16 protein-coding genes and 1 pseudogene are annotated in these 14,830 nt (G+C 36.4%); 13 read left to right on the top strand and 4 right to left on the bottom strand.

From position 1 onward, the window contains the following. The first annotated feature begins 46 nt into the window (after positions 1-46). Positions 47-772 (top strand): AAA family ATPase, encoded by a 726-nt coding sequence (locus tag MKX83_RS13395; RefSeq protein ID WP_341055790.1) that lies wholly within the window; start codon positions 47-49, stop codon positions 770-772. Positions 773-1,060: 288 nt separating this feature from the next. Here the strand turns inward: MKX83_RS13395 and MKX83_RS13390 are convergent, their stop codons facing one another. Further along, positions 1,061-1,834, bottom strand: a complete 774-nt coding sequence (locus tag MKX83_RS13390) for a class I SAM-dependent methyltransferase (protein ID WP_341055789.1) — start codon at positions 1,832-1,834, stop codon at positions 1,061-1,063. A 188-nt stretch (positions 1,835-2,022) separates the two neighbouring features. Between MKX83_RS13390 and MKX83_RS13385 the strand changes: the two genes are divergently transcribed. The 8 genes from MKX83_RS13385 to MKX83_RS13350 all read left to right on the top strand — a co-directional run bounded on the left by MKX83_RS13385 (position 2,023) and on the right by MKX83_RS13350 (position 9,616). Next, on the top strand, positions 2,023-2,403 hold the full coding sequence (locus tag MKX83_RS13385) for an XdhC family protein (RefSeq protein WP_307313562.1): 381 nt from the start codon (positions 2,023-2,025) through the stop codon (positions 2,401-2,403). Then, positions 2,378-3,175 (top strand): XdhC family protein, encoded by a 798-nt coding sequence (locus tag MKX83_RS13380; RefSeq protein WP_322909451.1) that lies wholly within the window; start codon positions 2,378-2,380, stop codon positions 3,173-3,175. The genes MKX83_RS13385 and MKX83_RS13380 overlap by 26 nt, the downstream gene beginning before the upstream one ends. Further along, the gene (locus tag MKX83_RS13375; RefSeq protein ID WP_095373085.1) at positions 3,147-3,770 is read left to right on the top strand and encodes a nucleotidyltransferase family protein; all 624 of its coding nucleotides are present in this window, start codon (positions 3,147-3,149) and stop codon (positions 3,768-3,770) included. The genes MKX83_RS13380 and MKX83_RS13375 overlap by 29 nt, the downstream gene beginning before the upstream one ends. Before the next feature lie 195 nt (positions 3,771-3,965). Next, on the top strand, positions 3,966-4,415 hold the full coding sequence (locus MKX83_RS13370; RefSeq protein WP_095373086.1) for an SRPBCC family protein: 450 nt from the start codon (positions 3,966-3,968) through the stop codon (positions 4,413-4,415). Positions 4,416-4,433: 18 nt separating this feature from the next. Then, positions 4,434-5,327 (top strand): FAD binding domain-containing protein, encoded by an 894-nt coding sequence (locus MKX83_RS13365; protein WP_341055787.1) that lies wholly within the window; start codon positions 4,434-4,436, stop codon positions 5,325-5,327. After that, the gene (locus MKX83_RS13360; RefSeq protein WP_095373088.1) at positions 5,320-5,793 is read left to right on the top strand and encodes a (2Fe-2S)-binding protein; all 474 of its coding nucleotides are present in this window, start codon (positions 5,320-5,322) and stop codon (positions 5,791-5,793) included. Before MKX83_RS13365 ends, MKX83_RS13360 begins: the two co-directional genes overlap by 8 nt. Positions 5,794-5,807: 14 nt before the next feature. Next, positions 5,808-8,180 (top strand): xanthine dehydrogenase family protein molybdopterin-binding subunit, encoded by a 2,373-nt coding sequence (locus MKX83_RS13355; protein ID WP_341055785.1) that lies wholly within the window; start codon positions 5,808-5,810, stop codon positions 8,178-8,180. A 161-nt stretch (positions 8,181-8,341) separates the two neighbouring features. Beyond that, positions 8,342-9,616 (top strand): MFS transporter, encoded by a 1,275-nt coding sequence (locus MKX83_RS13350; protein ID WP_251161725.1) that lies wholly within the window; start codon positions 8,342-8,344, stop codon positions 9,614-9,616. A 77-nt stretch (positions 9,617-9,693) separates the two neighbouring features. Here MKX83_RS13350 and MKX83_RS13345 read toward each other — a convergent pair. Together MKX83_RS13345 and MKX83_RS13340 are read right to left on the bottom strand one after the other, a co-directional pair. Further along, positions 9,694-10,124, bottom strand: a pseudogene (locus MKX83_RS13345) (terpene synthase). A gap of 36 nt (positions 10,125-10,160) precedes the next feature. Next, entirely contained in the window at positions 10,161-11,075 is a 915-nt protein-coding gene (locus MKX83_RS13340) for a DMT family transporter (RefSeq protein WP_341055784.1), read from the bottom strand. Positions 11,076-11,191: 116 nt separating this feature from the next. Here MKX83_RS13340 and MKX83_RS13335 point away from each other — a divergent pair, with 116 nt between their 5' ends. Continuing rightward, a complete protein-coding gene (locus tag MKX83_RS13335) occupies positions 11,192-12,061 on the top strand; it encodes a LysR family transcriptional regulator (RefSeq protein WP_224938343.1) in 870 nt (289 codons plus the stop codon). A gap of 54 nt (positions 12,062-12,115) precedes the next feature. On the opposite strand, the gene MKX83_RS13330 is transcribed toward MKX83_RS13335, so the two are convergent. Beyond that, positions 12,116-12,556 (bottom strand): OsmC family protein, encoded by a 441-nt coding sequence (locus MKX83_RS13330; protein ID WP_251161722.1) that lies wholly within the window; start codon positions 12,554-12,556, stop codon positions 12,116-12,118. Between the two features lie 117 nt (positions 12,557-12,673). Between MKX83_RS13330 and MKX83_RS13325 the strand changes: the two genes are divergently transcribed. From MKX83_RS13325 to MKX83_RS13315, 3 genes are all read left to right on the top strand, one after another. After that, complete coding sequence (locus tag MKX83_RS13325; protein ID WP_341055780.1) at positions 12,674-13,429, top strand: exodeoxyribonuclease III; 756 nt, start codon at positions 12,674-12,676, stop codon at positions 13,427-13,429. 301 nt (positions 13,430-13,730) lie between these two features. Further along, positions 13,731-14,459 (top strand): DUF421 domain-containing protein, encoded by a 729-nt coding sequence (locus MKX83_RS13320; protein ID WP_095373096.1) that lies wholly within the window; start codon positions 13,731-13,733, stop codon positions 14,457-14,459. After that, positions 14,460-14,828, top strand: a complete 369-nt coding sequence (locus MKX83_RS13315) for a DUF4363 family protein (protein ID WP_307313588.1) — start codon at positions 14,460-14,462, stop codon at positions 14,826-14,828. It abuts the gene before it with no gap. The last annotated feature ends 2 nt before the right edge of the window (positions 14,829-14,830 follow it).

Genomic DNA, 14,830 nt, shown 5'->3' with positions numbered 1-14,830 from the left:
TTAGTAAATGCTTAGGTGAGACATCCTAAAAACAGGAGGAGAGACCTTGCTAAGAAGAATAAAGAAAATAAGTAGTAGTCATGAAAATACCTATCCTTTATCCATTCCCACGATTGCATCAATGGATGAAATTCAATTTAAGTCACCTGTAACATTCTTTGTAGGTGATAATGGTTCTGGCAAGTCAACCTTATTAGAAGCCATTGCCCATCAATGCGGTTTTAATGTGGCTGGAGGGAGTAGAAGTAATAGTTATGAATTACATGCCTCCGAATCTTCCTTAGCTGCCCACATTAGGCTTTCTTGGATGCCGAAGTTAACAAATGGCTTTTTCTTAAGAGCCGAATCTTTTTATCAGTTTTCTTCACATATTGATGAATTAGAACGGGAATGCCCAACAGGATATAGTGGTTATGGTGGCAAGTCATTACATGCACAATCACATGGAGAATCGTTTCTATCACTCTTTCTGAATCGTTTTGATGGAGAGGGTATTTATTTGTTAGATGAACCTGAAGCGGCATTATCGCCTGCAAGGCAGCTTGCTTTTCTTAGAATCATGCATGATATTGTCTCAGCAGAAGAAAGCCAATTAATTATTGCCACCCATTCTCCGATACTACTTGGCTTTCCAGGAGCAACAATTTTAAATTTCGATGAAGGTAGCATTGCGGAAACAACGTATGAAGAAACAGATCATTACCAAATAACGAAATACTTCTTGGAAAATAGAGAGAGATATTTACGTGAAATATTTAAAGAAGAAGACTAATCAGTACCTTGCTGTATAAACAAGTACTGATTAGTCTTTTATTATCTTATATTCCATCAAAGATCACTCATCGTGTTATATAAGGTTACCAATCTTGTCTTTAGAAGAATCCAGCAATTATGACCACCGCAAAAAAAGATGAAAATAAAAGACATGCTAGAGTTATAAGTAACACATACCTAAGAATCATACTTTTATCCCTTAGAGAATAAAAACTGGGTCTACCTACTTGCAGGGTGGCCAATATTTACTCTAATAATGACTTTAATCCATAGAATTGTAAGGGATTTACACGTGTACTATTGTTATATATCGTTCATAGGTGATAGGTAATCCTTTAACTGTTTGATGTTTCTTGAAAATGTTAGTGATCTCTCGTATGTCGGAGCTAACTAATTCATAGATTTCTTTTTTTTGTCCAAAGCAACGATAGTGGATGAGATCAAGGGGTGAATGTAAATACTCAATCGTATGATACGGGTGAATTTCAAATTTCCTGAAAGGAGCCTTTGTAAAGATCTTTGTGAGATGTTGTTGAATGGGTATGTTATGTTGGTTGTTTGGAAAAAGTTTAGGAAACCAGTTTGATAACTCTTTTCCTTCATTTTCACCAGGGTGCAACCCTAAAATGAGCCCTCCTTCTTTTACATAAAGAGGTAAATGATGATAAATGGAAGTAGGCCCTTTACGGATAATAGCAATATCAAAGAATGCTCGTTTAAAAGGAAGTACATGTTTTGAATTAGCAACAATAAAGGATGTATTATCGGGCTTTGTCTTCATTGCGTTCTGAATAAATTGCGTAGAAGAATCGGCACCAATCATTTGCTTGGCATATAAAGCATATTTTTTTGTGAATCTTCCTTCACCGCAGCCAAAATCAAGGGCAACTTTATCTTTTGTATGTAAGCAGACGAGTTGATCAAAGATATTCTCTGCAATAGGTGAATCAATTGTAGATTGCCATGGATAAATGTATGCATTCCCGTTCTTGCTTATTTGCCTATACCATTCAGGGGAGTGAGGAGAAAGCCAATAATTGGATAATGTAGGATTTTTCAAATGAATACCTCTATAATAAAAAGTCAAAAATTTCAAATAGTAATCTATTGTAAATTTTCTAAAAATTTAATTGACATAGTCAAGAAGTAACGATTATATTATTCTATATCGGAAACTTTGTTTTATAGGTAAAACATTCCAATTTTCATCTTTACTATTAAATATATACGCATTGGAGGGTGATGTCGATGACAAATGAACAGCTGGAAGTGATGAGGGCAATACAAAAACTAAAAGCTAAGAAGCTTCCTTGTGCGCTAGCAACAGTTATTAAAGTAAAAGGATCGGCTTATCGAAAAGAAGGGGCAAAAATGCTAATCGATGAGGATGGAGTTACTGTCGGATTAATATCGGGGGGCTGTTTAGAAGCAGATGTAGCAGAAATAGCCAAGGAAGTAATAGAGACAAAAACCCCAATAATTAAAACGTATCAATTAGATGAAGACGAGGTATGGGGGTTAGGTCTTGGCTGTCCAGGAACGGTTCATATCTATATTGAACCATTAATGTATACAATACAGAATATTGAGGAGGTGGATGAATGTGCAAAAGAAATTGCCTCCTTTTGATGCTTGGCTAGATGCCATTGACCAACAACAAGCTGCTGTTTTAATGACCATTACAGAAGCTAGCTTGTCACAAAAAAATTATCGGATTTGCTATCTAGAAAATCAACCCCCAATTGGATCTTTCTATGATCAAGCATTGGAATTGGCTGCTTTATCCATTGCTAAAGAAAAGTTAGGGCAATCCAACCCGCAATCAGAAAGTTTAATGATACAAGATGAGAATGAATTAGATGTAGACATATTCTTCGATGTATTTGTTCCATCACCTACTTTGATGGTGTTTGGTGCAGGACATGATGCGATACCAGTTGTTAAATATGCAGCAGAATGCGGGATGAAAACGGTTGTCATTGATCAAAGAAGCCTTTATAACAATGAAGAAAGGTTTCCTCATGCCGAAAGAATAATAGCTAGACCAGAGGATTTCTCAGGTTGTATTCGTGTAACAAATCGTACATATATTGTCGTTATGAATCATCATGTTGAGAAAGATAAGCAGACATTAAAATTTGCCTTATCTTCACTGGCTCCTTATATAGGCGTCTTAGGGCCGAAATCACGACGTATCAAAATCCTCGAGCAGCTTTATTTGGAAGGTTGTCACTTCACGTATACAGACTTACAAAGAATGCATAGTCCAATTGGACTTGATATTGGAGCCGTATCCTCTGAGGAGATTGCTATTAGTATTGTTGCTGAAGTGATTGCAGTTAGAACAAGACATAAAGGAGGCTTTCTACAAGGTGCGGAATTTATCCACCAATCATCATAAACGTCCAATAAAAGCAATTATTCTCGCAGCAGGATTATCTACGCGAATGGGGCGCTCGAAGCAGTTGCTGCCGTTTAAAGGGGTAACTATGCTTCATTATGTCATTGAACAAGTATTAAAGTTACATTGTAAAGAAGTGATAGCTGTTATTGGTCATGATGCAGTTACCATTATGGAAGAAATAAAGATAAACGACCCTTCCTTTTCTTGGGCTTATAATTCGGATTATGCCAATGGTCAATCGTCTTCACTGTACAAAGGACTTACCCAAGTTGCCTTTCCAAAGGAAGATGCACTCGTATTTTTAGGAGACACCCCCTTTATAGAAAAGGAAACAAGTGAAATGATTATTCAAAGAGGGCAGCAGTTAGCGAGAGATAAAAATCATCCAATATCTATAAGGCCATCATATGATCAAACGCCTGGCCATCCTGTTTATTTTGCAAACATCAATAATACAATGATTCAATCGATTCAACAACAAAGTGGAAAGAACTTTATTCAGACCATCCCATATAAGGAAGAAATAGCAGTGAATGATCGCGGTATTCTATTAGATATAGACACAATAAAAGAGTATGAAAAGCTAAAATAAAATTGTAGTTTTACATTCAAAACAAAAAATAGATTTCTTTATCTAAAACAAACTTATTTACACATTTATGTTTTATATAATAAACGTTATTTAGTTAACAAAACAAAAACATCCGTATTTTATTGACAAAATTTTTTGAAAAAATTAATATTATTACTATTAGCACAATTCAAAAAGTGTAAAGGGGAGAAAATAATGATCTTATCAGGTCAAGTGAAAATGAAAAAAAATAATAAAGATGTTTGGGATGCACTTCATAACCCTCAAATATTAGAAAAAGCTATTCCAGGATGCAAAAGCCTACTGTTAAAAGAGGACGGAACCTATGATGTTGAAATGAAATTGGGCATCGCTTCAGTTAAAGGGGATTACAAAGGGAATGTAAAACTTGAAGATATCGAAGCACCTGTACACTATCAATTAATAGCAGAAGGGAGTGGGAAACCAGGATTTGTTAAAGCAAAAATGGATTGCTATATTACTGCAATTGATGAAGAAAAATGTGAAGTGAAATGGGAATGTGATGCTGAAGTTGGCGGCATGATTGCTGGTGTAGGAAGCAGAGTAATGAGCGGTGTGGCGAAATTTATTGCTGGAAACTTTTTTAAAGATGTTGAGAAACAAATCACTTTACAAAAGGCGTAACGAAAGGGTGGCACAAGCATGAAACCATCAAAATTTAAATATTTAAAACCGTCAAGTGTTAATGAGGCATTAACCTATCTAGAAGAATACGGAGATGATTGTAAAATCATTTCTGGGGGACAGAGTTTAATACCTGTACTGAATATGAGGCTATCTACCCCTGAGTTTTTAATCGATGTGAGCGGAATAAAGGAGTTAAATTATATTCGTGAAGAGGATGGATATATTGCCATTGGTGCACTGACAAGGCATGTGGAAGTGGAAAATTCACTATTAATTAAAGAAAAATGTCCGTTGCTTATTGATGCAATTAAGTGGGTAGGTCATAAACAAATTCGCAATCGTGGGACAATTGGTGGCAGTGTAGCTCACGGTGATCCTTCGGCAGAACTACCGTGTGTATTGACAACATTAAGAGGTGAGATTGTGATTGCTTCAGTGGATGAAGAGGAAGTTGTCGGTCCTGAAGATTTTTTTCTCACTTATCTCCTGACGTCATTACAAACAAATCAATTAGTGAAAGAAATCCGCTTTCCAATTATGACACAAGGAGAGAGAGTGGGGCATTCTTTTGTAGAAGTGGCGAGGAGACATGGAGATTTTGGCTTAGCAATTGCTGCAGCAGTAATTGAACTTGATAACCAAGGACTTATTCAAAAGGCACAACTAGCTGTAGGTGGTGTCAATCCAGTTCCTCTTATAATAGAAGAAGCTGAGGAATTATTAATAGGAAAAGAAGTGACAGAAGCTTTATTAAAAGAAATAGCTGAATTAACGAGTGAGTGTGTGGACCCAGAAGGAGATTTGCACGGAAGTGCTGATTATCGCAGGGAACTTATTGGTACCCTATTAAAACGTGCAATAGAAGAAGCAATAGCAAGAGCATGGGAAGGAGAAGAGAAGGTTGGATAAAGTAAATATTTCTTTAAATGTAAATGGTGAAAAAGTGGAAAGAGATATAGAACCTAGGCTCTTATTAACAGACTTCTTAAGAGAAGAATTATTTTTAACAGGCACACATGTCGGATGCGAGCATGGCGTATGCGGGGCATGTACAATACTTTTAAACGGTGAAGCGGTTCGAGGTTGTTTAATGCTAGCTGTTCAAGCAGATGGGGCTACAATTGAAACGGTTGAATCGCTTGCTGGTGAAGATGGACAATTAAATCCTCTTCAACAAGCATTTACGGATTGCCATTCCCTCCAATGTGGATTTTGCACACCAGGGTTCTTAATGACATTAACGCAATTTACGAAAGAAAATCCGAATCCGACAGAAGAAGAAATTCGAGAAGCCATCTCAGGAAATCTTTGCCGTTGTACAGGCTATGCGAATATTGTTAAAGCAGTAAAGCAAGTTACACATCAAACGGTATAAAAGGAGGGAGAAACATGCATAAATATATCGGAAAAAGCATGCACAGAAAGGAAGATTATCGCCTTTTAACTGGAACGGGCATGTTTGTAGGTGATATTAGTTTAACCAATATGGCAGAGGCAGTATTTGTAAGAAGCCCTCATGCACATGCGAAGATTGTGGACATAAATATAGAGGCTGCAAAAGCATTAAAGGGTGTTTATGGGATATTTACTGCAAATGATATTGAAGACCTAAAACCATTGACGCAATTTGAATCACATTGTTTTTTACCACCCAATTTGGTTGAGGCTATATCGCCAACAATCAACTTTAACTATGAAGATATTTTAGCTAAGAAGAAAGTTACATATGTTGGCCAATCTGTAGCAATTGTTGTGGCGAAAACCCGTTACATCGCCGAAGATGCAGCTGATCTAGTTGAAGTAACTTATGAGCCGCTACAACCCCTTGTTGACCCATATGAGGCGCGAAAAGAGGATGCAATTCTTATACAAGAACATTTAGAAAATAATATTCAGTCCCATTTTCATGTGACAACAGGTAATGTTGAGCAAGCATTTGCCGAGGCGGACTATATAATGAATGAAAAAATTCGCACCCCCCGACTCGGATCAAATCCGTTAGAAACAAGAGGAGTAGTGGCGAAATTTGATACAAGAAATCAAGAGCTGAGAGTTTGGTCTTCTTCGCAAATGCCTTATGAAATCAGATCTACTTTAGCACATTGTTTGTCATTACCCGATCTAAGTATTCGTGTTACAGCACCTGATGTTGGAGGCGGATTTGGACCAAAAGGTGGAGTTCACCCAGAAGAAATTGTTATTCCTTACTTGGCTAAAAAATTGCAGAGGCCGATAAAATGGGTAGAGGACCGAATGGAGCATTTAACAAGTGCAAGGCAATCGAGGGATCAAATCCATGATGTGAAAGTTTCATTTAAACAGGATGGAACGATTACGGCAATTAAGGATTTTTTTGTGATTGATAGTGGTGCTGTTAATTTCTTCGCCTTAACTTGTGCTTATAATAGTGCTTATCATTTAAGAGGGGCTTATAAAATCCCTAATTATGATAGTGAATGTGAAGTCATCTTAACGAACAAAACACCTAATGTGCCATTTAGGGGAGCAGGTAGACCTGAAGTAGTCTTTGTAATGGATCGAATTATCGACATCGTCGCAAGAAAATTAAAAGTAGATCCAATCGAAATTATGAAGAAAAATATGATCCAAGCTGAAGACATGCCTTATGATCAAGGAATTCTTGTAAAAGATGGCCATCAGCTTATTTATGATAGTGGCGATTATCCTGATGCATTACGCAAGGCAGTTGATTTAGTTGACTATGATGCTTTTAGAAAAGAACAAGAAGAGAAGAAGAAAGAAGGTAAGCTAGTTGGTATCGGCATCTCTTCTTACGTAGAAGGTACGGGCGCAGGACCTTATGAAGGGGCACATATCTCTATTGACCCTTCTGGTCATGTAACAGCTTATTTAGGCTGTACCCCTCAAGGACAAGGGCATGAAACAGTATTTTCACAAATTGCAGCAGACGGATTGGGTGTAAATCCGCAAAATATTACTGTTCGAGTTGGCGAAACAACTGTGTTGCCAATGGGTCAAGGAACTTACGCAAGCCGAAGCGCAGTAAATGCAGGTTCAGCTATTTATGAGGCAGCATTAAAAATGAGAGAGAAAGTGTTAAAAATCGCTGCACATTTGCTAAAAACGGATGAAGATTTAGTCATTGATGAAGGGAAAATATATGCAGAGACTTCTCCTGAAAAGTTTGTCACCTATCAAGATGTGGGGCGAGCGGCGCTGCCTGCTAAATTAGGGAATTTACCAGAAGGCATGGAAGCAAGCTTAGAAGTAACACATTATTTTGCCCCTCCAACCGTTACATTTGCTGCTTCGATTCATATGGCACAAGTGGAGGTTGATAAAGAAACAGGTTTTGTAGATTTACAGAAATATAGTGTTGTACATGATTGTGGTACGGTTATTAATCCGATGATTGTTGATGGTCAAGTGCAAGGCGGTATTGCACAAGGAATTGGTTCAGCTCTTTACGAAGAAATCGTCTATGACCAAACAGGGCAATTGCTTACCGGTACTTATATGGATTATTTATTACCAACATCGATGGAAGTACCAACGGTGGCAAAAGCACACCAGGAATTCAAATCAACAAGAAATCGCCTAGGGATAAAAGGTGTAGGTGAGGGGGGTGCCATCGCGCCACCAGCTGCAATAGCAAATGCAATTGTAGATGCACTTCATCCATTAGAAATTAAAACAAATGATTTACCTATCAGTCCAAATAAGTTAAGAACATGGATTAAGGAAGCAGAGGCATCTTTTCAAACACTACAAACAAATTAAAGGAAAAAAACAGGTATCTTCCAAAGGATTTTGTGGGAAATCCCTTTGATTGCAAGATACCTGTTCTATCTTAAAGATTACTAGGAAAGCCATCAATAAGAGTGTATTTATTATATCACTCTTCTACTAACATGCCAATTTTCACAAGGAGTGATTCAACTATGCAAAAGGCAAATGTACTACACGAAGAAAACATGACAAAGGCAACAAATGCTAGGTGGATTTATATTTCACTACCATTAATGCTACTGTTCACGGTTTCAATGATCGATAAATCTAATATTAATATACTATTTGCAGAAAGACAGTTTTTACAAGATTTAGCTATTAGTGATAATGTGATCAAGGGAACATTAAGTTCTGTCTTTTTAATTACATACGCATTAGGGCAGTTTTTCTGGGGATTTGTAGTCGACCGTATCGGCGCATTTAAGAGTGGAATGATTGGTATAGCCATTTGGGGTATAGCGATGATTATCGGTGGAGTAGCTACATCGGTTACGGCATTATTATGGTCAAGAGCATTACTAGGGGTAGGTGAAGGTGTTTTATACCCCATTGCACTTACCTTAACTGCTAAGTGGTTTCCGCAACAAGAACAAGGGAAAGCTCAGTCTTTTTGGTTTACAGGGAATGCAATCGGACCAGTTATTGGTATTCCAGCGATCGCATTAATTGCCGCCTCTTTTGGATGGAGAGAAAGTTATTTCGCACTAGCGATTATTTCTTTTATTTGTTTGGCCATATTTATTTTTATGATTAGAAACAAACCATCTGAACATTATGCAACTAATGCTGCAGAAGTGAACTATATAGAAAAGGGACAAGGAGTGAAAAAGACTGCTAACATCGATACAGGAAGTGTTAAATCTGTTTTAACTAGTCCTCTGTTCTGGATATTAACAACAGTATATGCTTGCGTCTCAATCGGTTTTTTTGGATTTTCTACATTTTTGCCAAGCTATTTAACAGAAGCAAAGGGGATTGATTTTGTTAATTCAGCTATGATTAATGCAGCGGGTTATGCTCTTGCCATCATCGTTCAATTAGTATGTGGCTATCTTTCTGATAGATGGATGAAACGGGCTATATTTGTCGCCGTAGCAAGTGTCATCATCATAGGCTGCTTCGTAGGCTTCTTATACACTACGAATACTACAATCGTTATTCTACTTACAATTATTCTATTAAGTGTATTATACATGCCAGCACCGATAACCATGACGATGCTCCATGAAGTCGCTTCATCCCAAGTGATGGGGAGAATAAGCGGTACATTCGGATGTGTATCTTATTTAGTAGCAGCTGCTGGGCCAATGGTTGTTGGCTTTTTCAGTACAACAACAGGCTCTTTTACAGGCGGTTTTATGGCGTTAATTAGTTTTATCGTTCTTTCACTTTTATTATGTGTGTATTTGATGAAAAAAGGTTATTGATATAGAATCATTTTAAAAAAATTAAAAAAGTAGAGTCGTTCTGAACAAAGTGAACGGCTCTATTTTTTTAAGAAACCTTAGTCTTGTGATAAATAAATCCAATTTTTTTCATCAAATTCTTCTATTATATAATTTGAACCATTACTTTGTAGGATTTTATTAAAGGATTTTATATCGTCTTCGTTCTCATACAAATCTTCTTGAATATATTCCTTCATAATAAAATTTGTTAAGTGAGTATTGTTAACGAAGTCCGAAAAATATATTCGTAGTGTTTCCGAATCCACTTCGTTTAACTTTTCATCATTAATAATAGAAATTCTGAAAACATTTAGTATCTCATCAATATCTTCATCTTCCATATAACATAGCGGCTCTTGTTTTTTATCATCATTTGTAAATGGTTTCTAGTATCTTCAATGATTACATAAGATAAGAAATGTTCTTGCTTCCATACATGAAAGATTTCTAAATCACGTAATTTTAAGACTCTACGAAGTGATAACATAAACTTCCTCCTTTCCATATTAAGTTAATGGCTGTACTAAAGTAGAATTTTTTCTGTTTTTTGTTCCATTGTTTGCTCAGTTTTTACCTTAACAGGCACTCGATAGCTCCCTAATGTCGCAACAATCACACCACAAATAATTAAAAAAGCACCTATGATATCTCGAATGGTAAATGCTTCACCAAGAATAATAACAGCTAGACCGGCAGCGAAGAGAGGTTCTAGCGAAAACATTAAACTCGTTTGTGTTGGTGATGTATGTTTTTGTGCCACAGCTTGGGAAATAAAGCCAAAGGCACTACATAGGATCGCTAGTCCAAGTATACTCATCCAAGCAACTGTGTTTTGGGGGAGGATTGGTGATTCAAAAAAGCTACTTAAAACAAGAGCGAGTATACCAGCAAAGCCGAGTTGCATGATACCAACTGTAATGGGTTCATGATCCTTAGTGACTCTTCCAATAATCAGAATTTGAATAGCGTATGCGAGAGCGGAAAGCATACATAAAATATCGCCGTAATTGAATGATAATGATTGTGTAATTGTCATGATGATAATACCAACAAATGTAATGATGATGCCAATTCTAACTGGCACGATTGGTAACTTTCTTTGCAGAATACTTTGGATCACCGGAACGAATATGACCGTCATACTTAATAAAAATCCGGCATTAGAAGCATCTGTCATCGTCAAGCCAACAGTAACTAAAGAGAATACAAGTAATAATAAGAAGCCTAATAGAAAACTGTAAAATAAAAGTTCCATATTTACATGCCGTAAAGAACGATAAAAAAAGGTAGCGGCAATTACAAAGGCAATTAAACATCTTAATGCGACAAGGTTAAATGGTTCAATCGACGCGATTCCCATCTTCATAAAAATATAAGATAATCCCCAGAAAAAATTCACCACCACTAAAAGAATCGTTGCTTTCGTGTGCATACTCATAACCATTTCTCCATTCTCATGATTTTCTACATGTATTATAATGAATCTATTAACATTAATAAAACGAATCTTTTTCATTGTTTATATGAAATAATTTCATGAAAAGGAGTAGCGAGATGAGTTTAGTTAAATATGAGATTTATAGCAAGGTTTCTGAGCTTCAAAGTTTTACGAAAGCAGCAGAAGTACTAGGGATGACACAATCTGCAGTCAGTCATGCGATGGCTAATTTAGAAAAAGAATTAGGTTTCACGCTTTTTCATCGTTCAAGAGGTGGGCTAACATTGACGAATGAAGGAAGAAGCATGCTTGTAAGTATTCGTAAGGTGTTACACTATGACGAACAAGTACAACAAGAGGCAGCAAAAATAACGGGTTTGATGAAAGGAACAGTAAAAGTAGGTACATTTACGAGTGTTTCATCTACTTGGTTACCCGAAATCATTAAATCAATGGAGCAAAGTTATCCTTATATCCGTATTGAATTAATTGAAGGAGATTATGAAGCGATTGACCGTTGGATTCTTAATGGAAAATTAGACTGTGGCTTTATTAATGTCGATAGCTCCAGTCATTTTGATGTTATTCCGTTAAAAAAGGACCGTTTGCGTTGTATTGTGTCAACAGATCATCCTTTTTCAACAAGAAGTGAGATAAGCGTACAAGAGTTAAAGGATATTCCTTTTATCATGCCGACATATGGGGGGTACCATGAAGTAAAAGATTTATTTGCTAAAGCGGAGATCCAACCAAATATTCGCTTTGAATTAATGGCGGAAGATTCAATTAAGTCAATGGTTGCTCATAATTTTGGTGTAAGCATATTGCCAGAATTATTATTAGAAACCATTCCTAAAAATTGTGTGGTAATGCCATTAAAGGAAGAAAGCTATCGCATATTAGGATTAGCGATGAAGTTTAATCTGTCACCAGCAGCCAAAAGATTTGTAGAGATCACGGAGAGGTGGTTGGCGTCGTTTTATTAAATCCTCACGCCTCTAGGGAAAACCTGTAAGAGACGTGGATTGAAAACGATACTTTTATTTAATGGTTACTTCTAGTTCAATATCTACATTGCCTTGTATGGCGCGCGAAATCATGCAGGATGCTTCTGCTTTTTTAGCCAATTTCAGAGCAAGATCTCTGTCACGTTCATTATCACGGTTAGTAAGTACGATGGTTGGTTTATGAATGATTTTCTTGTAAGTTAAGACGCCATTCGTTTCGTTAACAATTGCAGTTGATTCCATCGATAAATCATTTTTCTCTACTTTACTTCTTTCCATCATGGCAGCTAAGGTAATGATATAACAAGTGGCAGCAGCACCTAGAAGCATTTCATCTGGGTTAGTCCCTACTCCTGGACCGTTCATTTCAGGTGGAATAGATACTTTTGTACGCAGTTGTCCACTTTCGATTGTTCCGACGCTATTTCGTAATCCTGGAAAGTGTGCTTTTAAATGAAATTGATGATCGGCCATTAGTATTCCTCCTTCAAACTATACGTAAAAACTATAGCAAATCACAAGGCTTTTATCAAAGACAAACTTCCTATAGAATAAGAAGGGACAGATAGAGAAAAAGGGGAGTTTAGCAACATGAAATTTGTGTCATGGAATGTAAATGGTTTGCGTGCTTGTGTGAAGAAAGGCTTTCTCGACTTTTTTGCAGAAGTGGATGCGGATGTGTTTTGTATACAAGAATCAAAGCTTCAAGCGGGTCAAATTGAATTAGATTTAAAAGGCTATCATCAATATTGGAATTATGCTGTTAAGAAGGGCTATTCAGGAACCGCTATTTTTACGAAAGAAAAACCTTTATCAGTAAAATATGGCTTAGGGGAAAACGAAGAACAAGAAGAAGGTAGAATTATCACGTTGGAATTTGAAACGTTTTACCTTGTAAATGTATATACACCGAATTCAAAAAGAGATCTATCCCGATTAGACTATCGTTTACAATGGGAAGATGAATTAAAAACATATTTGCTTTCGTTAGAGGCGGAAAAACCGGTGATTTATACAGGGGACTTAAATGTTGCACACCAAACAATTGATTTGAAGAATGCAAAGTCCAATATTGGAAATTCAGGATTTACTGATGAAGAACGCGGGAAAATGACAATTCTCCTTGAATCAGGGTTTGTCGATACTTTTAGATACCTTTATCCAGAAAAGACAGATGTCTATACATGGTGGTCGTACATGGCCAAAGTGAGAGAGCGGAATATTGGCTGGCGAATTGATTATTTTATCGTGTCGGAAAAATTAAAAGCACAAATCAAAGATGCCGGTGCACACTGTCAAACAATGGGTAGTGATCATTGTCCGATTTTCTTAGAATTAGATATATAGGGAGAAAATGAAATGAAGTCTAATAAGGCTTCATTTTTTTGTGTTGTTCATATTAATTGACAAAGGATAAAGCAATCTATTGTGCAACTAACAAATGTAAAATTAAATAGATGTTAACTAAGCAAGCAAAACTTGTGAAGATGGTGCGAGAATCTTGATTCTTTAAATAAGAACCCTTGTATCTATACAAAAAAATTTCATTTGTAAAAAATCTATTTACTCCCCTCAAACTTCAATGGTTTTCTGGATACTTTTTCTAGTTCTGCTCATACTAAAGGCAATGATTGTAGGAGTGAAGTCAATGAATGAGACATCGGTCGTTATTGTAAGGTCGATTATTGCTTTTGGTACATTACTTATATTTACACGATTTTTAGGTAAACAAACAGTGAGTCAAATCACATTCTTTGATTACATTTTAGGTATCTCGATTGGTTCTATGGCCGCAAATCTTTCAGCAGACATCGCCACAGATGCTTGGCCATATTGGGTGGGGCTATTTACATGGACGGTTCTTGTATTATGTCTGCAAAAAGTAACAATGAAGTGGCGACAAGCATCAATCTATTTCGATGGGGAGCCTGTCATCGTTATTATGGATGGGGAAATTATGGATGAAGTTATGAAGAAACTGCGTTACCGTATCTCTGATCTCCAAGAACAACTAAGAGAAAAAGGGATATTTGATTTAAAAGAGGTAGATTATGCAATTGTAGAAAAAGATGGGCAAATATCCGTGTTAAAAAAAGCGGATTATTTACCAGTTACCCCAAGAGATTTACAGTTAAAGTCTACATATAAAGGAATAGGGACGGAATTAATTTATGATGGTGTGCTTGTCCGCAATAATTTGCAGCAATTGCAAAAATCTGAGGAATGGCTGATGAAAGAATTAAAAAATCGTGGATATACAAAAATTAGTGATATCTTTCTAGCGATTATTGATAGCAACGGGATGCTCTTTATTGACGCTTATCATGATAAAATGAAAAAACCCGTAGATATAACAGATTTTAAAGGATTGAAGTAAATGAAAGAGTTTATTCTTTATAAATTGATTCCATTACTTATATTGGCTATTTTTATTTTTACAATGAAGTCTGGAGATTTTCTTAAACAACCACTTGTTGAAGGGGATGATGTAATAGGGACGCTTTCTTTAGTTGAACAATCAATTCACGAAGGTGATTGGAAAAGTGCAAAAAAACAAATCAATAGAGCCAAAGAAGGGTTTTTAACTGTTCAGATGCGAGTGCAGTTTTCTGTAGAGAAAAATGAACTGAATCAAATAGGCACAAGTTTAAACCGCGCAATTGGCTTTATTGATGTTCATGATGAGGGAGGAGCTCAGGCTGAAATAGAAGAAATCAAATTTGCATGGGAGGGGTTAGGAAAATAAAA

It is taken from the genome of Cytobacillus sp. FSL M8-0252 (genome assembly GCF_038007345.1).
Lineage (GTDB): Bacteria > Bacillota > Bacilli > Bacillales > Cytobacillaceae > Cytobacillus > Cytobacillus kochii.
The sequence above is the reverse complement of the archived record's forward strand: the minus strand, read 5'-3'. Positions and strand labels throughout refer to the sequence as shown.

Excerpts from the sequence above, each read along its gene's own strand:
- MKX83_RS13370 (WP_095373086.1), top strand. The coding sequence starts at position 3,966 with ATGATCTTATCAGGTCAAGTGAAAATGAAAAAAAATAATAAAGATGTT.
- MKX83_RS13355 (WP_341055785.1), top strand. The coding sequence starts at position 5,808 with ATGCATAAATATATCGGAAAAAGCATGCACAGAAAGGAAGATTATCGC.
- MKX83_RS13385 (WP_307313562.1), top strand. The coding sequence starts at position 2,023 with ATGACAAATGAACAGCTGGAAGTGATGAGGGCAATACAAAAACTAAAA.
- MKX83_RS13325 (WP_341055780.1), top strand. The coding sequence starts at position 12,674 with ATGAAATTTGTGTCATGGAATGTAAATGGTTTGCGTGCTTGTGTGAAG.
- MKX83_RS13320 (WP_095373096.1), top strand. The coding sequence starts at position 13,731 with ATGAATGAGACATCGGTCGTTATTGTAAGGTCGATTATTGCTTTTGGT.
- MKX83_RS13335 (WP_224938343.1), top strand. The coding sequence starts at position 11,192 with ATGAGTTTAGTTAAATATGAGATTTATAGCAAGGTTTCTGAGCTTCAA.
- MKX83_RS13315 (WP_307313588.1), top strand. The coding sequence starts at position 14,460 with ATGAAAGAGTTTATTCTTTATAAATTGATTCCATTACTTATATTGGCT.
- MKX83_RS13340 (WP_341055784.1), bottom strand. The coding sequence starts at position 11,075 with ATGAGTATGCACACGAAAGCAACGATTCTTTTAGTGGTGGTGAATTTT.
- MKX83_RS13365 (WP_341055787.1), top strand. The coding sequence starts at position 4,434 with ATGAAACCATCAAAATTTAAATATTTAAAACCGTCAAGTGTTAATGAG.
- MKX83_RS13330 (WP_251161722.1), bottom strand. The coding sequence starts at position 12,556 with ATGGCCGATCATCAATTTCATTTAAAAGCACACTTTCCAGGATTACGA.
- MKX83_RS13350 (WP_251161725.1), top strand. The coding sequence starts at position 8,342 with ATGCAAAAGGCAAATGTACTACACGAAGAAAACATGACAAAGGCAACA.